The organism is Glutamicibacter sp. JC586 (assembly GCF_009805585.1).
Taxonomy (GTDB): Bacteria; Actinomycetota; Actinomycetes; order Actinomycetales; family Micrococcaceae; genus Glutamicibacter.
Window position 1 is genome coordinate 117,852 of sequence record NZ_VHIN01000005.1, and the last position, 22,972, is coordinate 140,823.

20 protein-coding genes, 1 tRNA gene and 1 other RNA gene are annotated in these 22,972 nt (G+C 54.1%); 10 read left to right on the top strand and 12 right to left on the bottom strand.

Going from position 1 to position 22,972, the window contains the following annotated elements; translation table 11 throughout:
• The first annotated feature begins 121 nt into the window (after positions 1-121).
• The 3 genes from FJV47_RS04110 (at position 122) to def (ending at position 2,452) form a co-directional block, all read left to right on the top strand.
• A tRNA-His gene (locus FJV47_RS04110) sits at positions 122-197 on the top strand.
• Positions 198-706: 509 nt separating this feature from the next.
• On the top strand, positions 707-1,855 hold the full coding sequence (locus tag FJV47_RS04115) for an acyl-CoA dehydrogenase family protein (RefSeq protein WP_159610314.1): 1,149 nt from the start codon (positions 707-709) through the stop codon (positions 1,853-1,855).
• 24 nt (positions 1,856-1,879) lie between these two features.
• On the top strand, positions 1,880-2,452 hold the full coding sequence (gene def, locus FJV47_RS04120; RefSeq protein ID WP_159610316.1) for a peptide deformylase: 573 nt from the start codon (positions 1,880-1,882) through the stop codon (positions 2,450-2,452).
• 12 nt (positions 2,453-2,464) lie between these two features.
• Here def and FJV47_RS04125 read toward each other — a convergent pair whose 3' ends face one another.
• The 3 genes from FJV47_RS04125 to rnpB form a co-directional block, all read right to left on the bottom strand.
• Entirely contained in the window at positions 2,465-3,511 is a 1,047-nt protein-coding gene (locus FJV47_RS04125; RefSeq protein WP_159610318.1) for a winged helix DNA-binding domain-containing protein, read from the bottom strand.
• A gap of 127 nt (positions 3,512-3,638) precedes the next feature.
• Positions 3,639-5,096, bottom strand: coding sequence for a glyceraldehyde-3-phosphate dehydrogenase (locus FJV47_RS04130; protein ID WP_159610320.1), 1,458 nt, complete (start codon positions 5,094-5,096; stop codon positions 3,639-3,641).
• Positions 5,097-5,296: 200 nt separating this feature from the next.
• Positions 5,297-5,652, bottom strand: an RNA gene (gene rnpB / locus FJV47_RS04135) — RNase P RNA component class A.
• Positions 5,653-5,775: 123 nt separating this feature from the next.
• Between rnpB and FJV47_RS04140 the strand changes: the two genes are divergently transcribed.
• Positions 5,776-6,555, top strand: a complete 780-nt coding sequence (locus tag FJV47_RS04140) for a YaaA family protein (RefSeq protein ID WP_159610322.1) — start codon at positions 5,776-5,778, stop codon at positions 6,553-6,555.
• Positions 6,556-6,661: 106 nt separating this feature from the next.
• Here the strand turns inward: FJV47_RS04140 and FJV47_RS04145 are convergent, their stop codons facing one another.
• Positions 6,662-7,060 (bottom strand): VOC family protein, encoded by a 399-nt coding sequence (locus tag FJV47_RS04145; RefSeq protein WP_159610324.1) that lies wholly within the window; start codon positions 7,058-7,060, stop codon positions 6,662-6,664.
• A 12-nt stretch (positions 7,061-7,072) separates the two neighbouring features.
• Positions 7,073-8,023 (bottom strand): Nif3-like dinuclear metal center hexameric protein, encoded by a 951-nt coding sequence (locus tag FJV47_RS04150; protein ID WP_159610326.1) that lies wholly within the window; start codon positions 8,021-8,023, stop codon positions 7,073-7,075.
• 39 nt (positions 8,024-8,062) lie between these two features.
• Here FJV47_RS04150 and msrA point away from each other — a divergent pair, with 39 nt between their 5' ends.
• The 3 genes from msrA to epsC all read left to right on the top strand — a co-directional run bounded on the left by msrA (position 8,063) and on the right by epsC (position 10,472).
• Positions 8,063-8,683: a peptide-methionine (S)-S-oxide reductase MsrA gene (gene msrA, locus FJV47_RS04155; RefSeq protein WP_159610328.1), complete on the top strand. Its 621-nt coding sequence runs from the start codon at positions 8,063-8,065 to the stop codon at positions 8,681-8,683.
• A 127-nt stretch (positions 8,684-8,810) separates the two neighbouring features.
• Positions 8,811-9,746, top strand: coding sequence for a cysteine synthase A (gene cysK / locus FJV47_RS04160; RefSeq protein ID WP_159610330.1), 936 nt, complete (start codon positions 8,811-8,813; stop codon positions 9,744-9,746).
• A gap of 141 nt (positions 9,747-9,887) precedes the next feature.
• The gene (gene epsC, locus FJV47_RS04165; RefSeq protein ID WP_159610332.1) at positions 9,888-10,472 is read left to right on the top strand and encodes a serine O-acetyltransferase EpsC; all 585 of its coding nucleotides are present in this window, start codon (positions 9,888-9,890) and stop codon (positions 10,470-10,472) included.
• Between the two features lie 84 nt (positions 10,473-10,556).
• On the opposite strand, the gene FJV47_RS04170 is transcribed toward epsC, so the two are convergent.
• Positions 10,557-11,840, bottom strand: coding sequence for a dicarboxylate/amino acid:cation symporter (locus FJV47_RS04170; RefSeq protein WP_159610334.1), 1,284 nt, complete (start codon positions 11,838-11,840; stop codon positions 10,557-10,559).
• A gap of 426 nt (positions 11,841-12,266) precedes the next feature.
• On the opposite strand from FJV47_RS04170, the gene FJV47_RS04175 reads away from it, so the two are divergent.
• On the top strand, positions 12,267-14,534 hold the full coding sequence (locus FJV47_RS04175; protein ID WP_159610336.1) for an excinuclease ABC subunit UvrA: 2,268 nt from the start codon (positions 12,267-12,269) through the stop codon (positions 14,532-14,534).
• Entirely contained in the window at positions 14,531-15,046 is a 516-nt protein-coding gene (locus FJV47_RS04180) for a GNAT family N-acetyltransferase (RefSeq protein ID WP_159610338.1), read from the top strand. The genes FJV47_RS04175 and FJV47_RS04180 overlap by 4 nt, the downstream gene beginning before the upstream one ends.
• 100 nt (positions 15,047-15,146) lie before the next feature.
• On the opposite strand, the gene FJV47_RS04185 is transcribed toward FJV47_RS04180, so the two are convergent.
• Positions 15,147-16,157 carry an NADP-dependent oxidoreductase gene (locus FJV47_RS04185; RefSeq protein ID WP_159610340.1) on the bottom strand — a complete coding sequence of 337 codons (1,011 nt, stop codon included), beginning with the start codon at positions 16,155-16,157 and terminating at the stop codon, positions 15,147-15,149.
• A gap of 45 nt (positions 16,158-16,202) precedes the next feature.
• Positions 16,203-16,589: a DUF1304 domain-containing protein gene (locus tag FJV47_RS04190; RefSeq protein ID WP_159610342.1), complete on the bottom strand. Its 387-nt coding sequence runs from the start codon at positions 16,587-16,589 to the stop codon at positions 16,203-16,205.
• A 98-nt stretch (positions 16,590-16,687) separates the two neighbouring features.
• On the opposite strand from FJV47_RS04190, the gene FJV47_RS04195 reads away from it, so the two are divergent.
• Positions 16,688-17,272 carry a TetR/AcrR family transcriptional regulator gene (locus FJV47_RS04195; RefSeq protein ID WP_159610344.1) on the top strand — a complete coding sequence of 195 codons (585 nt, stop codon included), beginning with the start codon at positions 16,688-16,690 and terminating at the stop codon, positions 17,270-17,272.
• A gap of 99 nt (positions 17,273-17,371) precedes the next feature.
• Here the strand turns inward: FJV47_RS04195 and FJV47_RS04200 are convergent, their stop codons facing one another.
• The 4 genes from FJV47_RS04200 to gndA all read right to left on the bottom strand — a co-directional run bounded on the left by FJV47_RS04200 (position 17,372) and on the right by gndA (position 22,780).
• Positions 17,372-18,979 (bottom strand): carbohydrate-binding domain-containing protein, encoded by a 1,608-nt coding sequence (locus tag FJV47_RS04200; RefSeq protein WP_159610346.1) that lies wholly within the window; start codon positions 18,977-18,979, stop codon positions 17,372-17,374.
• Positions 18,980-19,045: 66 nt separating this feature from the next.
• Positions 19,046-20,143 (bottom strand): bifunctional glycosyltransferase family 2/GtrA family protein, encoded by a 1,098-nt coding sequence (locus FJV47_RS04205; protein ID WP_159610348.1) that lies wholly within the window; start codon positions 20,141-20,143, stop codon positions 19,046-19,048.
• Positions 20,144-20,147: 4 nt separating this feature from the next.
• Positions 20,148-21,143 carry a phosphodiester glycosidase family protein gene (locus FJV47_RS04210; RefSeq protein WP_159610350.1) on the bottom strand — a complete coding sequence of 332 codons (996 nt, stop codon included), beginning with the start codon at positions 21,141-21,143 and terminating at the stop codon, positions 20,148-20,150.
• Between the two features lie 197 nt (positions 21,144-21,340).
• Complete coding sequence (gene gndA / locus FJV47_RS04215) at positions 21,341-22,780, bottom strand: NADP-dependent phosphogluconate dehydrogenase (RefSeq protein WP_159610352.1); 1,440 nt, start codon at positions 22,778-22,780, stop codon at positions 21,341-21,343.
• Between the last annotated feature and the right edge of the window lie 192 nt (positions 22,781-22,972).

The following is a 22,972-nucleotide window of genomic DNA, read 5'->3' on the forward strand; positions in this document are numbered from 1 at the left end:
AATGAGCCGTAGCTCCCCTACAGAATTGGTATTGAACAGGCATTTACGTGTATAGTATTTTTAGTTGCTCGATACGCAATCATCAACCGCAAGGCTTTTGACTAGTATCAAAGTAAACATGGTGGGTATAGCTCAGTCGGTAGAGCGTCTGGTTGTGGTCCAGAAGGTCGCGGGTTCAAACCCCGTTACTCACCCCAGATCAAAAGACTCGATCCAAAGCTTAGGTTTTGAATCGAGTCTTTTTGCGTTCACCGCAGCCACCCCGCCCCTCCCAAGAGCAAGCATTCACGCAGATGCAGCTCAGGGCGCGGGGCAATGCGTATTGATCAGAAACCTCAAACGTCCAATGAGCAATCAACCACAAAGCTACCGCGAGCGCGATGCCGATCCAGCCAAATAGTGTCGATCCATTAACTTTGCTCATCGCCACGCACTCGGCGAGCGCTGGATCCAAATGACCCGCAGCCCTGCTCTCACACCATGATTCCGGGGCACTAGTAAGCGTTCGAAACTATGTTCGAATCGATTATTTTTTGGGGTCTATCCCCGTGTTTTTCGATACTTGAGGCGATATTTTGCGACTTGATGCAATGTTTCACGGCTTAAATAGGCAGGGCTCGGCCTGAGCAACCATAATGGATGTTGTACTTTGGCAGGCCCGCGTGCCCTTTTGCCTACGTCAAATCCACCGAAAGGTACTCCCCCTGTGAAACGCGCACTTCTTGAAGAAGACCACGAGCAGTTCCGTGAATTGGCTACGGAGTTCAATGCTCGTGAAGTCTCCGGAAAATACGCCCAGTGGGAGAAGGACCACCAGATTCCGCGTGAGGTGTGGCAGTCTGCAGGTGAGAATGGCTTGCTGGGGCTGGCCGTTCCGGAAGAGTTCGGAGGTATGGGCATTGATGACTACCGCTTCCGTGTGGTGCTTGACGAAGAGTTTGTTCGCGCAGGGCATCTAGCACTGGCCTTGGCTTTCCACTTGCACGATGATCTAGTCCTGCCGTATCTGATCAATTACGGTACCGATGAGTTGAAGGCTAAGTGGTTGCCGCGCATGGTGGACGGCTCCACGATTACCTCTTGTGCGTTCACCGAGCCAGGTGCAGGTTCGGATCTTCGTGCCGTTCGCACCAAAGCTGTACGTGATGGCGATAACTGGTTGCTCAGCGGCCAGAAGACCTTCATCGGTAACGGCGCCTTTGGCGATGCTGCTTTGGTGCTGGCACGTACTGATGGTGAAAGTGGTCGCGCCACGGCCACCTCGTTCTCGCTGTTTATGGTTGAGCGTTCCGAGGGTTACAGCAACGGTAATCCTTTCGACAAGATGGGCCTACGTGCTTCGGACACCGCCGAATTGTTCTTCGATGAGGTCAAGGTTTCTGACGCTGATCGTATTGGTGAAATTGGTCAGGGGCTGGCCTACGTGAAGGAACAGTTACCTCAAGCGCGCTTGGCTATTGCGGTAGCTGCCTCGGCAATCTGCAGCGCTTCCTTTGCTCAGGCCTTGGAGCACGCTGCGAACCGCTCTACGTTCGGGCAAGCGCTCACGCAGTACCAGAACACCCGGTTTGAATTGGCTAACCTCAAAACTGAGTCGCATGTCACCCAGACCTTTGTAGACCAGGCCGTTCTAGCGTTTAACGCCGGCGAACTCAGCGCCGAAGAGGCCGCCGAAGTGAAGCTTTGGGCAAGTGAGAGCGCAAAGAAGCTTTCAGATAAGGCATTGCAGATTCACGGGGGCTACGGATACATCATGGAGTACCCTATTGCTCAGTCCTTCACCGCTGCTCGCTTATTGACCATCTTCGGTGGCACAAGTGAGATCATGCGTGAAACTATTGGACGAGCACTTTAAGCACTTTTGAAAGGACCTGATCACGTGCCAATCCGGCAGATCACAGTTTATGGAGAGCCTGTTCTTCATTCTCGCGCAGTAGAAGTCACCGAGTTCAACGACGAGCTACGTCAGCTGGTTGCTGACATGCACGTGACTATGGATGAAGCCCACGGCGTGGGACTGGCCGCTCCACAGGTTGGTATCGGTCTACGCCTGTTCACCTACGTGTTTGCCGATCAAGACACCGCCCCTGAACGTGGTGTGGTGATCAATCCTAAGCTGACCCTTTCTAAGGTCTCTCAAGCTGCCCCAGACGTTGATGACGAGTCCGAAGGCTGCTTGTCAGTCCCAGGGCTAAACTATCCGCTCAAGCGTGCCGAGTACGCCAAGGTGGAAGGTTTCGACGAATTTGGAAACCCCATCTCGTTTGAGGCTCATGATTGGTTCGCCCGGGTCATGCAGCATGAGTACGACCACCTTGATGGTTTGCTCTACGTAGACAAGCTTCAGCCACGCTGGGACAAGCGGTGGAAGAAAGCCAAGAAGGCCTTAGGCTGGGGCGTGCCTGGTAATACCTGGTTGCCAGGCACTGATGAGGACCCGTTTGGTCACTAGCTTCTTGGCTGCCTAGTTAGCAGTCCTGAAGTCGAGATATCGCTGATGTAGCGCCGAACCGAGTGAATCGGTCGGCGCTACATTTGCATCCCACAAGTGTGTGGCCCGCCCGTGTTGGATCCAGAAAGCGTTGAACATCCCATTATTGGCAGGTAGGATCGCGCGCTGCATCGCCGGGTCGGCGATTAGTTCACGATCGGCGGTGGACAGGTAGTATTCGTCGAATGGGCCGAGCAGGCGTTGGGGAAGCTCCCCTACCTCACCAGCTTCTAGTTCCTGATGCGCCGCGGAATCGGCGACAACTAAGTAGTCCTCACCCCGCGAGTCTTGTCCCACAGCTACCAAGTTCTGCGCCACGTCTTTGGCCACCTGACGCATCGTGGTCAATGTTTGCCCCGTATACCAGGCGGCACCGCGCACGGTGGCTGGCCCATGTGATCCTAGGTAACGTAGCAAGAGCTCCTGCAGCGGTGCTGCGGGCTGATGGTGTTGGGTAATCCACTGATCTACCAATACGTAGTCCTGAGCGATCAGTTTGGCATCAGCGGGTATAGGCCCCAAACAGATGAGACCTTCTTGAACCAAAACCAACAGGATGTGCGAGCCCCGCTGTTTACCGGTCTGAATTCCATGACTTTCAAGTTCTGCGTAGATCGTGGCTCGACTAGCTCGTTGGACGCTCATCAGCAGATGGGTGACGAGATTAGTGGCACGTTCTATGGTTGGTAGATCGATCTGTAGCGCGCGCAGGTTTGTTGCTGCGGTTTTCAGCGTGCGTTCCCTAGCTTCACGCACCAGCCATTTGGCATCTTGTGCCCTGCAGATATGCAAGGTGCCTCGCATGGTCCAGGAGCGGACCAATTGCCCACCATCGAATAACGCGTTAACTTCATCCCTGCTTGGAGCCGAGGCTACCCGCTGAGCCAGCGCGTATCTTCCTGCGCTGAAATCCTGAGACTGAATTGCCAGCATATGCTGTGCAGCATCGAGAAGGTTCGTTGATGGTTCACGCAGTTTCTGGCTGAGCATCCGTGCGCCTAACAACCGTTCTCGTTTCATGCCCAAGCCCAATCTTTTGGTGTCCCAGCTGAGCGTAGCAGGTCGAAGGTTGTGCTAAAACGAGAACCGGGACCCTTCCGCACACAAAGATGCGCGGTAGGGTCCCGGACGTTGACCGAGTTCGGCTTTAGACGCTGAGCGCTTCAGCCTTCAGGTTTGGAACTGCTACTGGGTGGGTGCCAGCGATCGATTCGATCACGCGCACTACCTGGCAGGAGTAACCGAACTCGTTGTCGTACCAAACGTAAACAACAGCGTTCTTGCCCGAGACGATGGTGGCAAGGCCGTCAACGATGCCGGCGCGGCGCGAGCCAACGAAGTCGGTGGAAACAACCTCAGGCGAATCGATGTAGTCGATCTGCTTGTGCAGGCTGGAGGTCAGCGAGGTTTCACGCAGGTAAGCGTTCAGTTCCTCCTTGGTGGTCTCGTTCTCAAGGTTGAGGTTCAAGATCGCCATGGAGACATCTGGGGTCGGTACGCGGATCGCGTTACCGGTCAGCTTGCCTTCGAACTCTGGCAACGCCTTCGCCACAGCTTTGGCGGCGCCGGTTTCGGTGATCACCATGTTCAAGGCTGCTGCGCGACCGCGTCGCTCACCCTTATGGAAGTTATCGATCAAGTTCTGGTCGTTGGTGAACGAGTGAACCGTCTCAACGTGACCGTGGGAAACACCGAACTTGTCGTTCAACGCCTTGAGCACTGGGGTGATGGCGTTGGTGGTGCACGATGCTGCGGTGACGATCTTGTCCTCAGCGGTGATCCAAGAATCGTTAATGCCGTGAACGATATTCTTCAGATCGCCCTTACCCGGAGCAGTCAACAGCACGCGAGCCACACCCTTGGCCTGCAAGTGCTGGGACAATCCGGCCTCATCGCGCCAACGGCCGGTGTTATCCACGACGATGGCGTTGTCGATGCCGAACTCGGTGTAATCAACCGTAGCTGGATCGTTCGAGTAGATCACCTTGATCAGGGTTCCGTTGGCGAGGATGGTGTTGTTTTCCTCATCGACGGTGATCGAGCCTTCAAAGCGACCGTGAACCGAGTCACGACGAAGAAGCGAAGCACGCTTGACGATGTCGTCATCTGAGCCCTTGCGCACAACGATGGCCCGCAAACGCAAACCGTAGCCGCCACGTTCAATCAGAATGCGAGCGAGCAAACGACCAATGCGACCAAATCCGTAGAGCACTACGTCCTTTGGTTCTGCGTCCGTAGCACCGGCCTGACCGACTTTTTCACCCAATTCATCACTGAGGAATGCCTTCAGGTCAACCGAACCAGATTCATTGAACTTCTTGTTCAAACGGCCCAGGTCAACGGCGACTGAGCCAACATTGAGGTTCTCAATTTCGTCAAGAATTGCCTTGGTTGCCTTCAGGCTTAGCTCTTCGCCATCAATACGGCGCACTACGCGGTGGGCCTTGATGATGTCGATTGAAGACTGATTGATCAACTTGCGGCCATAAACGGAGGGCACCACATTGTTCTTGCGGTACAAGCGTCCGATCAGTGGAATCATGGCCTCGGCGAGCTCTTCGCGCCCGCTCCATTCTTGCTGGGCGACGACAGACTGCTGGGTCAAAGGAAATCCTTCCAATTCAGCCGACTTACAGATCCATAAAGTCGGTTGGCACCGTGGGAAGCACCATTGCTTTTGCGGTGGTACGAGGTCACAGGATCATCCTCGTAAGTACTAAGTACGCTTTCCATTCTAAACTGCGCAGAAATTTTCCAGGCACGAAGTGCTGTGAATCATCTCACTAGAGCATTGAGGAAAGGGTATGAATGGGATAGCCGATACGCCGGGTTTTGTCTCGCCGAAGCGGGACGGTCATCTATCTACGACTGCCGTTGCCAACAGCCTCTAGCGGTCCACCCGACTGCATGGGGCGAACAGCCCTCATAACGCAGTCTGTCTGACCTTGCTCCGAGTGGGGTTTACCTAGCCACCCCAATCACTTGGGGTGCTGGTGGTCTCTTACACCACCGTTTCACCCTTACCAGGAGAACCTGGCGGTCTATTTTCTGTGGCACTAGCCTGCGGGTTACCCCGAGTGGGCGTTACCCACCACCCTGTTCTATGGAGCCCGGACGTTCCTCGGGGCAATTACTTGCCACGCGACCGTCTGGCCATCCCATTCGTTAACTATTCTAGCCCCGAAGCTTTACCCGAACCGACAGGGTTCGCGAGCTCTACAACACAACACTCATCAGAATTCACCAACACAGGTTGCCGATCGGATTCCGATAGGCTGGAAGGCGTGCTTATCTTGTTGCCACCTTCTGAAGGTAAAACCGCTCATGCGCAGGGATCTGCTTTTGACCTGGATAACCTGTCCTTTGCTGAACTGACCGATGAGCGTCGACTCGTGATTGACGCCCTGTCTAATGCCTCCGCCCGCGAAGATGCAATGGATATTTTAGGTGTTGGCGCTTCCCTCGCCAACGAGGTTGCTCGCAATATCAATTTGCACACCGAACCGGCAGCCAAGGCACACGACATCTACTCGGGGGTCCTTTTTGAAGCCCTTAATTATGCGTCACTAGATGAGACGGCAAAACAGCGCGCTGATGAAAGTATCGTTGTGTTTTCCGCGCTGTGGGGCGCAGTACGCTTCGACGATCGCATTCCACCGTATCGATTGTCCATGTCTGTAAAGCTTGAACCGCTGGGGAAGATGGCAACCTGGTGGAAAAAGCGGCTCACGCCCGTACTGGACGCTGCGGCTAAAGATCAACTGATCATTGATGCTCGTTCGAGTACCTACGCGGCAGCCTACAAACCGAGTTATGGAAATAGTGTGGCGGTGAATGTATACCAATTACGCAATGGGACACCTAAGGTAGTGTCGCATTTCGCCAAACACACGCGCGGCGAAGTTGCACGGTTCTTGGTTCAGCAAAAGACAGCACCAAAGACTGCCTCAGAGCTCCTTGAGCTGATTCAAACCAAGTGGGAAGCTGCTCTTGTTGAAGACAAGAAGACGATGGCACTAAACATCTTGCTACCCGAAGATCACCAGTTCACCACCGTCAGATAATGGTGGCACAAGCCGCCACAAAAACAAGGACCGCCTTTAACACGCCTCAGAACCATTACTGGTTGCCGTGTTCGGGGCGGTCTCTTTGATTGTTTTGTTTGTTGCGTTACTCATCATCCCGGTGCACTACCGCTACCAGTTCAACCTCAAAACCTGATTCGTCTTCTAAGTACGCAGCATAGTGATGGCTACCTCCGGCAAACGGATGTTTCTCTGCAAACATCAAAGAAAATCCATGCACGTAGGATTCGCTAGCCATTTCTTCCACATCGAGGCTACTGGGCAAACTAAAAGCGAGATGATTTAAACCTGGAGTGCGCCGATCATGAGGTTGATGTCGAACATCCGGGCCTGATTCCAGCACGATATAAAATCCATCGAGAGCGTAGCTGATCCCGTTGGACCAATCGGACTGAACTCGGTATCCAAGACGGGTCAATAGCCAGCCTAGGGATGCCGAACTCGCTGCTAAATCATCAACCCAGATTTCCAAGTGGTGCAACATGCGCGAGCCTGTCTATGGGGTTAGGACAAAGTCCCATGGATCCGAATTAATCTGTGAAACCTCAATTTCCACTGCGTGACCCAGGTCGTTGAGTACATTCTGTAAGGCGCGGGCGCCAGCTGAAAGCCACACCCACTCCGAGGCGAAATGCGAAACGTCAATCAAGTATGGGAAGCCACCGTTGGCCGCCTCGCGTGCTTCGCTGGCAGGGTGATGACGTAGATCGGCCGTGACATACACATCTGCTTCATGCGAACGCACTGCATCAAACAAGGAGTCACCGGCACCACCGCAGAGGGCGACCTTACGGATAATTCCCGAACGTTCACCGGCGACACGAACGCCCCCAGCAACGGCTGGCAGTACCGTATACACCCGTTCAGCGAAATCCTCTAGCTTCATTGGCTTGTCCAAGTAACCAACTCGACCTAAACCTTCTTCAGGAAGGCCGTCCTTGGAATGAACCAGTGGCACACAATCTTTTAGCCCGAAAGCATCGGCCAGAGCATCATTGACTCCCCCGATGGCATTATCAGCGTTGGTGTGCGCAGTGAGTAACGCAGTTCCGGTTTCAATAAGCCGATGAATCGCTTCGCCCTTAAAGCTGGTGCCAGCCACCTGAGTGACGCCACGAAGAAGCAAAGGATGATGGGTGATCAGTAGATCCGCCCCACGCTGGATGGCATCTTCAATCACCTCGGAGGTGGGATCAACTGCCATGACGATTTTAGTGACTTGTTGGCTGCTACGTCCGGTCACCAAACCGACAGCGTCCCAATCTTCGGCCAAGGTTTTAGGCCAAAGCTCCTCCACCGCTTCAAGTACGTTGCCCAAAGTAGCCGCAGCCGGAGCCCCATCCGATGGCTGCTTCACTTCTTCGTCAGATACCGGCTTGAGCGTCGCAGCCTGAGCGGCTGACGGCTTCTTGTCTGGGTCTTGCGAGTTATTTGCCTTGCTCTGCATGCCACCAACCCTACGCGGTGGGCCTGTGGATGGAACATAATGCAACGCCGCATCGTTGTGAACTGTGTGAGTATTCTCAGCCTTCAATCACCACATCAATTTGTTCCCACACTGGAGCACAACGGCACCAAGCTAACAACCTTCGTCTTGGCCGGCGGTTGCTTCTGGTGCCTAGACGCCGTCTACCAGCGAACTCGTGGCGTGCACGCAGTAGTTTCCGGCTACATCGGTGGACACACCAGCGCCCCGAACTATCACCAAGTCTGCACCGGCACTACCGGTCATGCGGAAGGCGTCGCGGTCATTTTTGACCCGCAGGTTGTGCCAGCAGAAGTCATCTTGGACATGTTTTTCACGGTGCACGACCCAACCACGCTCAACCGTCAAGGCTACGACGTAGGCACCCAGTACCGTTCCGCGATGTTCCCCTTGGACGATGAGCAACGAGAGCTGTTTAACCAGGCCATCGAAAAATTCGCCCCTCTGTACCCGAATCCGATCGTCACCACAATAGAAGAGTCGAAAGATTTCTACCCCGCGGAGCAAATTCACCAAGATTACTACTCGGAGAACCAAAATGTCGGTTATTGTCGGGTCATCATCGATCCAAAGCTCGCAAAAGTGAGGAAATATTACGCACAATGGCTCAACGAAGCTTAGCTTGAGGACATGGCTACTAGGGTTAGAAACGAACCTCTAGATTTTCGTGCCACCGAGCCGGATTTCTGTAAGTAACTCGCCGCCAGTGATCGCGGCAGCAATGAGTCACGTAAGGACTGCATAAAACATGGGCAAGATTTACAACAACGTCACCGAAGTTATCGGCCGCACCCCGCTGGTGAAGCTGAACCGTCTTGACGAAGGCCTGGCCGGCAACGTCGCTGTGAAGCTGGAATTCTACAACCCAGCTAACTCGGTCAAGGACCGTATCGGTGTCGCAATCGTCGACGCCGCAGAAAAGTCCGGCGCGCTGAAGCCAGGCGGCACCATCGTTGAAGGTACCTCGGGTAACACCGGTATCGCTCTGGCCATGGTTGGCGCAGCCCGTGGCTACAAGGTCATCCTGACCATGCCTGAAACCATGTCCACCGAACGTCGTGTCATGCTGCGTGCCTACGGTGCTGAGATCGTACTGACCCCAGGCGCGGATGGCATGCGCGGTGCCGTGGAGAAGGCCAAGGAAATCGTCGCTACTTCAGAGAACGCCGTGTGGGCACAGCAGTTCGCGAACTCCGCTAACCCACAGATCCACTCTGACACCACCGGCCCAGAAATCTGGGAAGACACCGATGGCCAGGTTGACATCCTCGTTGCAGGTATCGGTACCGGTGGCACCATCACCGGCGCTGGTCGTTTCCTGAAGGAAAAGAACCCTAATCTGAAGGTTGTTGCCGTAGAGCCAAAGGATTCGCCGATCCTTAACGGTGGCAAGCCAGGCCCACACAAGATCCAGGGTCTTGGCGCGAACTTCATCCCTGAGGTTCTCGACACCGAACTGTACGACGAAGTTCTAGATGCAAGCATCGAAGATTCGGTAGCCACCGCACGCGCACTGGGCGTGAAGGAAGGCATCCTTGGCGGTATCTCGGCCGGCGCAGCGGTTTGGGGCGCACTTCAGCTAGCAGCTCGCGAAGAAAACGCTGGCAAGCGAATCGTCACCATTGTTCCTGACTTCGGTGAGCGCTACATTTCCACCCTGCTCTTCGACGACATCCGTGGCTAAAGAAGTTTCGGAAAGTTAGAATAAATCGGCGCGAGCCACCGTTGGTCTAATTGAGACCTTAATCGGTGCAGCTCGCGCCGATTTGCTGTGTGACGACTTCGAATTCCACCACAGCGAACCGCAACCCCTAAGGTAGTATTCATGAGTTTTTTCTCCCGTCTGCGTGAAGACCTAGCCACAGCTCGACAGCACGACCCTGCGGCACGCAGCGATACCGAAAACTTTTTCGTGTATTCCGGGTTGCACGCCATTTGGGCGCACCGCGTTGCACATAAGCTCTGGCAGAACCCTTCGACCAAGGGCGTAGCGCGCCTGATCTCTCAGGGTGCACGCGCGCTGACTGGTATTGAGATCCACCCCGGCGCCACCATTGGACGTCGCTTCTTCATTGACCATGGCATGGGCATCGTTATCGGCGAGACTGCCGAAATCGGTGAGGACGTCATGCTGTACCACGGGGTAACCCTGGGCGGCCGCTCGCTGGCAAAGGTCAAACGTCACCCAACCATTGGCGACAGAGTGGTCATTGGCGCCGGCGCCAAGGTGCTCGGACCGATTGTTATTGGTGCTGACTCGGCCGTTGGAGCTAACGCGGTCGTAGTGAAAGATGCTCCCGAGGGATCGATTGTGACTGGCATTCCAGCACAGAACCGTCCTCGTACTCCCGAGGAACGTAAGCCTGCAGTTGACCCTGCGGAGTACATCGATCCTGCGATGTGGATCTAGCTTCTTCTAGCAATTAAACGCGACGGTGGCTCGTACCAATTTGGTACGAGCCACCGTCGTTTTTTCCTGTTTTCCGCTGAAAATCTATTCCGCTACACGATGTGATTCGCTGTGACTGCCGTCAGCGAACTCAACAATCTCGTCGTCTTGGCTCTGTGGCGCGGTGCCCAACTTTCCATTGGTCAACTTCTGCATGATCATTGCCATCGCTCCGTCGCCGGTCACGTTGGTCGCGGTGCCGAAACTATCCAAGGCGATGTAAGCGGCGAACATCAGCCCGACTTCAACATCACCAAATCCGAGCATCTGGCCGAGCAAGCCGGAAGCCGCGGCGATGGCGCCGCCTGGAACACCCGGAGCAGCAACCATCATGACACCGAGCATCAGGATGAATGGGAAGTAGGCACCGAAGGAAACATCTCCACCGGTAAGCAGTAGTACCGCGATGGAGAAGCAAGTAATTTTCACCATCGAACCCGATAGGTGAATGGTGGCACACAATGGCACCACGAAGCCGGCTACCGCATCGGAGACACCATTTTTCTTGGTGGAGGCCAAGGTCACTGGGATGGTTGCCGCCGAAGACGAGGTACCCAAAGCGGTGAAGTAGGCATCGCGCATGCCCCACAGTGCCTTGAGCGGATTGCGCTTGTTCATTGAACCGGCAACCGAATATTGCGCGAGCAATACGACCAGGGTCAGCGCGAAAGACACCACAGCCACAAGAAGGAATTTGGTGACAACAACGACGGCGCTACCGCTGGCCGAAAGGTCCAGGAAGATGCCGAAAATGAACAGCGGCAGGGCAGGAACAACAATGCGTCGAATAACCATTTCGATGATGGTACGGAATTCGACGATCCCACGGAACAAGACTGTGGAACGGAACGCGGTCATGCCCAAGCCAATCATGAACGCCAAAACCAACGCGGTCATAACGTCAAATGCAGGGGGCAGCACAATCTCAGTCGCGGAATCCCCTGCACTGCTGGCCAAAGTGAAGAACGCTTTAAAGCCCGAACCTTCGCCTTCACCAATGGCTTCTAGCCCGCCACCGGACAGCGAATTCGTAAAGAGCCAACGACTCACCACGTAGGCCAGCAATCCTGCAGCCACGGTCGATCCATAGGCCAGAGCAGCAGTAATACCCAACCACTTGCCGGCTCCCTTACCCAGCTCCGCGATGGCTGGTGCCACCAGGCCAAAGATGATCAGCGGAACGACAAAGTTCAAAAAGCCAGAGAAGATCGAGTTGTAGGTCAGGAACGCACTTCCTAACCAAACCGGCATCACGGGGCCCAAGAGAATGCCAAGGACTATGGCAAGGAGTACCCAGCCAAGCAGTGGTATTGATTTCAACAGCTTCATGAAGGTCCTTCGTTGGTTCGGGATCAGAGCGATGTCTTGGTAAGCCACCGATGTGTTGTGGCACACGCCTCGACAATGATAGTAGGCACAGTGCAACACGGAAAGATTATGAATCTGAGAAGAATCGCCACAGTCCTCTGAAATTTCGAATGTTTGCCTGCAACTTCTTATGATCCGTCGATAATATTCGAATTCTTCGGCGCTACAGTGACGCGAGTGGAATATACGCTTGGTACATTGCATCTGAAATAAGTTCGAGAATTAAGCGCTTGTACCCAAACCATGAACAAACAGATCTGCTTGTACGCTTTTCGGCGAGCGCTTGAGCCACGGCGTATGAGATGAACGTAGTGACCTGTTGGGAATGATCATGTCTCTGTCAGGATTTACATCCGTTGCTACGTAGGTCTGAGTAATGTTGTGCTTATGAATGTGCATCCCGCTGATAGCCACGACATGATCCGAGTTCGCCAGGCCCGCGAAAACAATCTCAAGGGCATTGATGTCGATATTCCGAAGCGACGAATCACTGCCTTTACCGGTGTCTCGGGTTCGGGGAAGTCCTCGCTGGTCTTCGGCACGATTGCCGCTGAATCACAACGTTTAATCAACGAAACTTATACCTCGTTCGTTCAATCCTTTATGCCCTCGATGCCCCGACCTGACGTTGAAGTCTTAGAAAACTTGTCGGCCGCGATCGTGGTTGATCAAGAACGTATGGGTTCGAATTCTCGTTCAACGGTAGGTACCGCCACCGATGCCTATTCATTACTGCGTGTTCTTTACTCTCGTTATTCAACCCCTAGCGCCGGTGGCGCGGGGGCGTATTCTTTCAACTTGGGTCAGGGCGCCTGCCCAGCGTGTGAAGGATTTGGCACCGAAGCCAGCATTGATCTTGATGAGCTTTTGGACTGGGACAAGACCCTGAACGAGGGAGCTATCAAGGCCCCCAATTTCGCTCCAGGAGCCTGGTTGTGGCAAACCCTCACCGCAGGCACCGAACCTGATCTTGATATCAAGCTGAAGGATATGCCCCGGGACATGCTTGATCGCATGCTGTATGCCGAGGATGGCAAGGTGAAACTCAACGGTGCAAATATGAGTTACTCGGGACTCATCACTCGCATCAAGTCCAATTACATCCTCTCCGGTCGTGAAATCAAGCAAGCGCATATTCGTGATTGGATCGATCGTATTTCAACCACAGCGCCCTGCACGGTATGTGACGGTTCGCGGTTGAGTGAAAAAGCGCGCGCTTCGAAAATCAATTCCCTGCGCATCTCGGATATGACCGCAATGCAGGTATCCGAACTTGCCGATGTATTGGCCACTATTCAGATTCCTGACGCTGCTCCCCTGATTTCAAACCTTATTGCCGTGCTCAATTCGATGGTGGAGTTGGGCTTGGGATACCTGTCATTGGAGCGTCCTGCCGGCACGCTCTCAGGCGGTGAAGCGCAACGCGTGAAGATGATTCGGCACCTGGGTAGCGCTCTCTCTGATGTCACTTACGTGTTTGATGAGCCAACTGTGGGGCTTCATCCGCACGATATTCAGCGCATGAACGGACTGCTAGCCAATCTACGGGATAAAGGCAATACAGTTTTGGTTGTGGAGCACAAGCCTGAGGTCATCAAGATTGCCGATCATGTGATTGATCTGGGCCCTGGCGCTGGTACCCACGGTGGAACGTTGCGCTACAGCGGAGATGTTACTGGATTGTTGGCCAGCGACTCACTGACCGGTCAGCATTTTGCTACGCGCGTTCCGCTCAAGGAGGCGGTGCGAACTGCTACCGGAGCGATTCAGGTTCAAGGGGCTGACAAACACAACCTCAAAAACTTGAATGTCGAGATTCCCACTGGAGTCTTATGTGCAGTGACCGGTGTTGCTGGATCAGGTAAGTCCACGTTAATTCATTCGACGATTTCCAAGCGTGAGAACGTGGCTGTTGTAGATCAAAGTGCTATTCGTGGATCGCGTCGCTCGAATCCGGCAACTTATACCGGAATCATGGATCCAATCCGTGCCTCCTTCGCAAAAGCTAATTCGGTCAAGCCAGCCCTGTTTAGCGCCAATTCTGAAGGGGCTTGCCCGAATTGCAAGGGCGTTGGGTTCACCTATACTGATCTCGCCTCGATGGCCGGGGTTGCCCTGCCTTGTGAGATGTGTGAGGGTACTCGTTTTACCGCCGAGGTGCTGAACTACACCCTGGATGGGTTGAACATTTCTCAGGTCCTAGACCTGAGTATGGAGCAAGCTCTAGAGCAACTGAAAATTCCCAAGGCTAAGGCCATGCTGACGCGCCTGAATCAGGTCGGTTTGGGCTATCTGAAATTGGGTCAGCGCCTGAGTACCCTCTCGGGCGGTGAACGTCAGCGCATTAAGCTGGCGATTAATTTGGGGAAGGGCTCTGGCACCTACGTCTTGGATGAGCCAACAACTGGCCTGCATTTGGCAGATGTTCAAAACCTCTTGGGCTTATTGGATGAAATGGTCGACGAAGGCAATACGGTGATCGTCATTGAACATCACCTCGCGGTGGTCGCCCATTCCGATTGGGTAATTGATCTTGGACCCGGTGCGGGGCACGAAGGTGGCCAGATTGTCTTTGAAGGTACTCCAGAAGCGTTGAGTGTCTCAGGCACTTTGACCGGCATCCATCTCGACGAGTATGCCAGCGGTGCCAAGTGAGATTTTCTTTAAGACAACCGTTACTGGCCGATACCAATGAGCTGGCCGCGTTGCATGTTGAATGCTGGAAACAAACATATTCCGAGCTATTGCCCGCCGGCTTCTTTGATGATGCGCATTCACAGCAACGGGTGAAGCAACGGCAACAAATCCTTAGTGACTCAAACCCGAACTTCCACGTATCGGTTGCCCACGACGAGCAGAATAAATTGGTGGGTTTTGCCTTTGCTGCGCCCAGCTCTGTAGACGAGCACGACGTTCCGGAGGGCGTTAAACGCCAGCTGTACAACCTGTATGTGCTTAACGATCACCATGGCGTTGGTGTCGGCCAGCAGTTGCTGGACTCTGTGCTCTCAAATCAGCCGGCAATGCTGTGGGTTGCTGAGCAAAACCCTCGGGCAATCGCATTCTACCGGCGCAACGGATTTGTTTTTGATGGCCCAGTGGTCCAGGACCCGGCGGCCCCGCTGATCACCGATGCGCGCATGGTGCGCACACCCAACCCCGTATAGCTGAACCAACTACAGATCGGTTCAAAATAAGCCAACAGCGGGGCCAACCGGATCTTTCCGGTTGGCCCCGCTGTGTGTGACAAACTTAGTGTTTGATCAGTTAGATGCGAACGAGCATCTTGCCGGTGTTGGCGCCGCCCATCATGTCCACGAATGCCTGAACAGTGTTTTCTACGCCGTCCACGATGGTCTCATCGTAGGAGATCTTGCCTTCGGCGAACCACTGACCCATGACCTGGGAGAATTCTTCGCCGTAGTTCAGGTAGCTGGAGAGGGTAAAGCCCTGCATTTTTAGGCCACGAGTAATCAGGTTTGCCATGTTGTCTGGGCCTGGGGTCTTCTCGGTGGTGTTGTAGCTGGAGATAGCTCCACACAGTGCTGCACGGCCACCGTCGTTGAAGGCAGCCAATGCTGCTTCAAGGTGGTCGCCACCTACGTTGTCGAAGAATACGTCGATGCCTTCGGGTGCTGCAGCAGCTAGCTGACCGCGAACGTCGCCGTCCTTGTAGTTGAACGCTGCGTCGTAACCGTACTTGGTGGTCAGCAATTCAACCTTTTCGGCGCTACCTGCTGAGCCAATGACGCGCTTGGCACCCATCAGCTTAGCGATCTGACCAGCTGCGGTGCCCACTGCACCGGCGGCTCCGGAGATAAAGACTGTTTCGCCCTCGACCAGGCCTGCAACGGCTTTCAGCCCTACATATGCGGTCAATCCGGTCATGCCCAGGATGTGCAAGCGCAACGAGTTTGGCACGCCTGGTAGGTCAGGGATTTCCTTGAAGCTGGCGGCAGGACCCTGCGCTAGGTCCGACCAGCCCAGCTGGTGCAGGACCAGGGTGTCCACTGGCAAGGAGCTGTCTTCTGAAGCGATGACGCGCCCTACGGCTCCGCCGGCAATCTGCTCACCGATCTGGAATGGCTTCACGTACGAGCGGGTGTCGTTCATGCGACCACGCATATAAGGGTCGACGGAGACGAATTCATTGCGTACACGAACTTCGCCGGCCTTCAAGTCAGCAAGTTCTACATGCTCAACGGAGAAGTTCTGCTGCGTTGGCCATCCAGTTGGGCGGCTGGCGAGGTGGATCTGTGTACTGGTGGTTTCGCTCATGGTGATGAGTACCTTTCCTTTTCGAATTTTTTCGGGTGTGAAAATTTAGAGTGCTACGCCGATGATCAATGCGATCACCGCGAGCAATGGGAAGACGCCCTGCTTGATAGCAGCTGACGCCTTAGATGGGCTAGAGATGATCAGAACAAGGGCTGCCAGCAACATCGAGCCGGTTCCGGTGAAGATCAGGGTCGAGCCGATGGTTGCCTGTCCTGCAATGTGGAAGATGACGCCAGCCAGTGTGGCAATTGCGAGGAACAAGTTGTAAAAGCCTTGGTTGAAGGCCATCTCTTTAGTAGCTTCGGCTTCTTCTAAGGTCGAGCCAAAGGTAGCTCGCACCTTGTCTGTGGTCCACCACAGGGATTCCATGAAGAAGATGTACACGTGAAGCAATGCAGCCAAGGTGGCCAACACGAGTGCGGTGATGATCATGATGAACAGCTCCTAAAGGTTCAGAGAAAGTGGGTTTCTGTAACGTCCATTTCAATATATACTGTAATGGTCGTTTCCGAAAGTAGAAAGGGTATGTGATGGCAAGAACACTAGCCTTTGACAGCACCACTGTCATCAAAAAAGCTCGTTCCCTGTTCTGGTCCAAGGGTTTTGAAGCAGCCTCCATCCCGGAGCTAGAATCAGCCACCGGACTGAGCAGGTCAAGCATCTACAACTCGTTCGGATCCAAGAGGGGCCTATTCGACGCGGCAGTGCAGAGTTACCTCGACGAAATTGTCCGCCCAAGACTGCAGCAGCTCACCGCTCAGGAAGTTAGCCCCGAGGCGCTCACCGAATACCTAGACGGACTGATCGCAGTATTTGGTCAACCTGAGGCGCTTCCAACGTGCAACGGCTGCCTACTGATCAACACCGCCAATTCACCACTGTCGGCAGACTCTCATGTTTCCCAAGTCGTCCAGGCCTATAGAGAAGAGCTAGAAGAAGCCTTTAGCCTAGGTATTCAAGCCGCTCGAAGTGATCTAGACCCAAGCGTTCAACAACGCCTCGCCTCCACCGTAACCGGTCTTGTAGTCGCCGCATTCGCCCTGGTGCGCATCGCTCCAGAACAGGCCCGCACCTTACTGGCAGATGCCAAAACCTTAGTCATCAGTGAACACTAAAGCGCCCCTTTACCCCGAAACGACAGTGAACCCCGTTGCCCCAGCTCATGATTGGGACAACGGGGTTCACTTATGAAACACCCTCGAAGTTAGCCTGCCTTACTGAATACCAGGACGAGCGCCCATGCCACCCATTCCGGACTCAAACTCGCCTGCAGTCGCAGTAGCAACCTTGGTAGCATCCGCGATACTTCCGGTGCCCAGACCAGCCTCAACATCGGCCGAACCACCGGAGTAGATGCTGTAGCTGTCACCGTCAACAATCTCCGAACTCGAATACACGACATTGGCAGTGCTCTTGGTTGTGACAAAACTTGCTACTACCTTGTCGTTGGAATCAACGATGTGGATGACAGTTCCTGCTTCAACGGTGGTACCCAGCGAAGCTTGGACACCGGACTGCTTAGAGCTGTCGCTAAGTCCTTCGGCCATTCCATCACTACCGGCCGCAATGAGTACGCCACCATCGACCGAGATGTCTCCGTTGGAATCAAGCGCCCCATTTCCCCCGTTTGTTGGACCATTCACGACGGTCGTTCCGCCAGTCACCGAGATATCACCGTTAGAGTCCAGTCCGTCACCCTCTGCTGTGACCGTGACCTTACCGCCAGAAATGATCAGGTGTGCATCTTGGGCAGTATCCATTCCTCCACCGCCGCCTTGGGTTTCAGTGTCAGTACGACCAACGGTCGCATTGACACCATCGTCGGTGGCAGTGACGTTGACCGTGGCACCGGAGAGGTTGACGGTTGGCGCTTCAAGACCCTCGTTGGACTTGCTAACTGTGGCAGTGCCACCACTTAGGGTCAAGACTTGCTCTGCCTTGATGCCGTCATCGCCCGCAGCGACACTGAGCTGACCACCATACTGATGGAGCCAGCCGCGATCTTCGTCGGTGTCGTTGGTCGACTTGATGCCGTCTTCAGCAGCTGTAATCTCGATGTTGCCACCGAGCATGGCCACATAGTCTTTGCCTTTGATACCGTCATCGGCGGCAGTGACATTCAGGTTCCCCGAAGCGATCACCAAGCCGTCCTTGCTGACGATTCCATCCTGGTAGTTACCGTTGACCGCCAGTGAACCTTCTCCGGCAATCGTGAGATCCGCCATCGAGTAAATCGCCGCGTTGGCGGCGTCCTCAGTGGTATCCGCATATGTGCTGGCATCCGAGACCGAGTTGCTAGTGCCCTTTTCAAGGTAGAGCAGAGTCTCATTGGATTCATCTACTTCAATCGCGGATCCAGTTGAGCTGGTGATCGAAGCATCATCTAGGATGATCCGCACGACATCTTCCTTGCCAGCAGCCACCACGATCTTGCCATCACTGAGCTCACCTGAAATTCGGTAGGTACCCGCTGCGCTGATCGTGACAGTATCACCATCAACAGCAACTTTGTCCGCGTCAGTCCCCGAGGCTTTGCTTGCGCCATCAGCCAGATTCACGGTTGTTTCTTTCTCAGCGTCCCACTGCAAATCGTCTTCATCAAAGTGGGTATCTTCTGAAACGTCTGCTGCTGAGACTGATGAAGTATCAGTTTCGGTGCTGCTGCTCGATGCCACCGTGGAGGCGGTACTTGCACTACTCGAAGCGTTGATGACATCAGAAACGGTGGTACCGCTACCGCTGGTGGCGCATCCGGTCATTGTCAATGCTAAAGATAGTGCCGCAACTGAGCTCAGGGTCTTGATTCGGAATGAGGGTTTCATGAGCATTCTTTCTACATTCAAAAAGGATTAGAAGCAATTAACATTTGCTTATCGGAGGGTATATAACTATTTTTCAATAGTTCCCTGTGGCGACTCTGTATTCACTAAATGCCTCGCTTGTGAATGTTGAAACGCTGGCGACTTACGAGATTTCTTTCGGAACAAGAAGCGTTTCTGCACCGAAAAGCTCACCAAGAACAACACAATTTCCGTTACTATCTTGGCCAGTAACAGTGGCGTGCCGACAGAAGAAAGAAGTGTCAACAACTCATAATTCAAGGCCAGAAGGACTACCGCTAGCAACGCGTATCGGCTGAGGGTCGAGCGCAGAGGCAGCGACCGCCCCTCCGTGAAGACCAGCTGGCGATTGATCCAGAAGTTGACAGCCGCACTACCGATACGCGCCAAGACCACTGCAGGCAAAAGATGACCGAACATTGCGGTGAAGATCAGCAACAACACCGTATCTACGGCAAATCCAGCCAAGGATGACGCGGAGAACTTCAAGAGTGGTGCATAGATGCGTAAGGAGTCTCTGATTGGGCGAAAGTGAGAACTTTCGTTGTCATTCAGATAAATCGTCTGAATCTTGACCCGGTCTAGCCCGATGTTGTTCCGACGTGCTTCAAGAAGCATGTTCAGCTCATACTCGTAGCGCTCGCCGACCACGTTGCCCAGCCATCCAAGGATACCCGCAGGGAATCCACGCAGGCCGGTTTGGGTGTCGTTGAGCCACGTTCCTGTTGAGAGCGCAAAGAACAATGCGGTCATCTTATTCCCGAAGCGACTTCGCAGCGGAATCGCACCTGAGAACTCGCGTTCTCCCAGAACGATGCTGTTATTCTGCCCCGTAGCCCGCGCAACAGCGTAGATGTCTTCTGCGGCATGTTGACCATCACAGTCGGCCGTCACGACATCATGTCCTGGGAAGTTTTCGATGATAAAGCTGAATCCGGTCTTGAGCGCAACCCCCTTACCCCGGTTGACAGGATGCTGGACAAGAATCGCACCTTGACGTTGAGCATGAGCGAAGATTTGTTCTGACTGAGGTCCGCTACCGTCATCGACTACGACCAGTATCGTTTCATTGCGCTCTAACTCTAGGGAGTCAATGAGGTTATTGAGCTTTTCATCCGGTTCGAATGCGGGGATCAAGATAATCATTGTTCTACCCCTGTCCCGCGATGAACAGTATGTCTGAGGTTCCGCGTTCCTGATTACGGCCGAGTGGATTATTGACCAAACTGCCGTTGAAGTACATGGTCGATGAACCGCCACCGTCGATGTTGTACGCAGTTTCACAGCCCAAATCGAGCATGATTTGCGCAAGTTCAGGCATGGTGACGCCGACGCTATACCCTTCTGACCGTCCATCAACCACCACAAAAACGAAGTGGTTGTCATCGATGACACCGATTGCCGTACGAGGCTGTTGGCCTTGGATTGAGTGATTTCCGAAGTTAGTATCGACCTCTACCTGATCAATACCGTCCACTTGTTTGGAATCCTTCACGACCGTAGGACCGAAGGAAAGCGTCTGCCAGACGCCATCAGCCACTAGAGCATCAGCACTAGTAGTGGTTTCGTCATAGGTTTTAACACTGCCGTCTTTGTAGAACGCCAGCCCCTCGCGGGCGCCTTTATCTCGGTAGGCCACACCATTACGGATGACGATTCCGGTGTCCCTGAAACCGTAGTAATCGCCGTTGATCGCGAAGATCGCGTTATTGTTCTCTGCGATGGTGCTGGTGGTTTCGGTGATGTTCTCACCAAAACTGTCCTTAGCGAAGGCCGAACCTAGGACGGTACCTTCGCTGAGCTTAATGTCGGCCGCAAAATATGTAACCTGACTGCTACCACTACCGGTCGACGTCTTGGTGATATTGATTTTCGCAAGGTCTGAGGTGTAGCTGGTATCGGTAATCTTTGCCGCAGTGTCAGAGGCAGTACTGGCAGTTGATGCCGCGGCACTTGATATCCCAGTTTGCTCAACATGCTCTACCACGAAGCGGTCAAGTGCCCACCCTGCCCCACCTCCGGCGCCGGCAAGTACGGCCAGTGAGCCAATGAGAACGGTTCTGCGGGAAGGCTTTTTACTCTTCGAAGTTTTTTCGGCGGTTAGTTGCTGTGCTCTGGTGGGCTGCTGTTCTGGTGAATTCGTCATAGGAAAATTTATATGGTGGTTACCTGTTAGCAGATCTCGATCTACTTAGGTGTTTTCCATGAATGAGAATTCAACCGCGAAAATTTCCTAGAATCTCACGGAATTTTTAGATCTGTGATGCGAATCCCTTAAAGAAAAAGCCGACCTTTATTCTAAGGATTTCCTTAGAATAAAGGTCGGTTTTAGCTGTGGAAACTCTAGTGAGTGTCCTCTGCAGCAATTTCCGAACGGTCGCCGCTCCACAAGGTATGGAACGTGCCTTCCTTGTCGGTGCGACGGTAGGTGTGCGCACCGAAGAAGTCGCGCAGACCCTGGGTCAGTGCTGCTGGCAGGCGCTCGCTACGAAGACCGTCGTAGTAAGCCAGCGACGAAGAGAACACTGGAGCAGGGATGCCCAGCTGTACTGCAACAGCGACTACACGACGCCATGCCGGAACAGCCTTGGTGATTGCTTCAGCAAAGGCTGGAGCGAACAACAGGTTCTCTGGCTTTTCGTTAGCCGAGTAAGCAGCAGTGATGTCCTTCAGCAGGGCTGCACGGATGATGCAACCTTCACGCCACAGGCCAGCGATTTCGTCGAGCTTGAGATCCCAGTTGTATTCACCAGCGGCCGAGGTGAGCATATCGATTCCCTGTGCGTAGGAAACCAGCTTCGATGCAAACAACGCCTGACGCACGTCTTCAACGAAGTTCTCTGGCAGGGTTACCTCGCTGGTTTCCGCGCCCAGTACCTTCTGGCCCACAGCGCGAATATCGCGCTGGGAGGACAGCGAACGAGCGAAGACTGATTCGGCGATAGCCGAAACAGGCGAGCCCATGTCCAGCCCGGACTGAACGGTCCAACGACCGGTGCCCTTCTGTCCAGCGGAGTCCTGGATAACGTCAATCAGCGGCTGGCCGGTGGCAGCGTCGGTGTGACCCAAAACTTCTGCGGTGATCTCGATCAGGAAGCTGGAGAGCTCGCCCTGGTTCCACTCGTTGAAGATTTCGGCCTGCTTGGCTGGCTCGATTCCTGCTGCGTTGCGCAGAAGGTCGTATGCTTCGCCGATAACCTGCATGTCGGCGTACTCAATGCCGTTGTGCACCATCTTGACGAAGTGGCCAGCGCCATCGGTGGAAACCCAGGCACAGCAAGGGGTGCCATCGTCGGCCTTGGCCGCGATCTTTTCCAGCATTGGGCCCAGTGCCTTGTAGGACTCTTCCGAACCACCTGGCATGATCGATGGGCCGAGCAATGCTCCCTCTTCACCGCCGGAAACACCAACGCCGACAAAGTGCAGGCCCTTCTCGTTCAGCGCAGCTTCGCGGCGACGAGTGTCGGAATAGTGCGAGTTACCAGCGTCAATGACGATGTCGCCTTCTTCAAGCAATGGAACCAGCTGGTCGATGACCGAATCCACTGGGCCGCCAGCCTTGACCATGATCAAAACACGACGTGGGGTTTCAAGGTTTGCAACCAGTTCTTCGAGGCTCTCGGTGCGGATGAAGTCGCCTTCATCGCCGTGTGCCTCAAGCAATGCGTCAGTCTTACCAACTGAGCGGTTGTGCAGGGCGACAGTGTAGCCATTGCGGGCGAAGTTACGGGCGAGGTTTGCGCCCATGACGGCCAGACCTGTGACACCAATCTGTGCAGGCATAAAAATAAGTCTCCATCAATTACGGGGAGGTGTGCCGTTAACAGAGACCAATTAAACATGGCCCCTGAATCACGACCACGTGACCTTTCTATCGTACTCGTCGCACCACGCGATTCACAGTGTAAGTCAGATGTTAAAACATATTTATTGCTCGAAGCCACAGCGCGTATCGCGGTTTGAACCAAGTCCTTG

Coding starts and splice junctions, on each gene's coding strand:
- FJV47_RS04125 (WP_159610318.1), bottom strand. CDS start 3,511: ATGAAACGAGAACGGTTGTTAGGCGCACGGATGCTCAGCCAGAAACTG.
- FJV47_RS04145 (WP_159610324.1), bottom strand. CDS start 7,060: ATGTTGCACCACTTGGAAATCTGGGTTGATGATTTAGCAGCGAGTTCG.
- FJV47_RS04150 (WP_159610326.1), bottom strand. CDS start 8,023: ATGCAGAGCAAGGCAAATAACTCGCAAGACCCAGACAAGAAGCCGTCA.
- msrA (WP_159610328.1), top strand. CDS start 8,063: ATGCAACGCCGCATCGTTGTGAACTGTGTGAGTATTCTCAGCCTTCAA.
- cysK (WP_159610330.1), top strand. CDS start 8,811: ATGGGCAAGATTTACAACAACGTCACCGAAGTTATCGGCCGCACCCCG.
- epsC (WP_159610332.1), top strand. CDS start 9,888: ATGAGTTTTTTCTCCCGTCTGCGTGAAGACCTAGCCACAGCTCGACAG.
- FJV47_RS04170 (WP_159610334.1), bottom strand. CDS start 11,840: ATGAAGCTGTTGAAATCAATACCACTGCTTGGCTGGGTACTCCTTGCC.
- FJV47_RS04175 (WP_159610336.1), top strand. CDS start 12,267: ATGAATGTGCATCCCGCTGATAGCCACGACATGATCCGAGTTCGCCAG.
- FJV47_RS04185 (WP_159610340.1), bottom strand. CDS start 16,157: ATGAGCGAAACCACCAGTACACAGATCCACCTCGCCAGCCGCCCAACT.
- FJV47_RS04190 (WP_159610342.1), bottom strand. CDS start 16,589: ATGATCATCACCGCACTCGTGTTGGCCACCTTGGCTGCATTGCTTCAC.
- FJV47_RS04195 (WP_159610344.1), top strand. CDS start 16,688: ATGGCAAGAACACTAGCCTTTGACAGCACCACTGTCATCAAAAAAGCT.
- FJV47_RS04200 (WP_159610346.1), bottom strand. CDS start 18,979: ATGAAACCCTCATTCCGAATCAAGACCCTGAGCTCAGTTGCGGCACTA.
- FJV47_RS04205 (WP_159610348.1), bottom strand. CDS start 20,143: ATGATTATCTTGATCCCCGCATTCGAACCGGATGAAAAGCTCAATAAC.
- FJV47_RS04210 (WP_159610350.1), bottom strand. CDS start 21,143: ATGACGAATTCACCAGAACAGCAGCCCACCAGAGCACAGCAACTAACC.
- gndA (WP_159610352.1), bottom strand. CDS start 22,780: ATGCCTGCACAGATTGGTGTCACAGGTCTGGCCGTCATGGGCGCAAAC.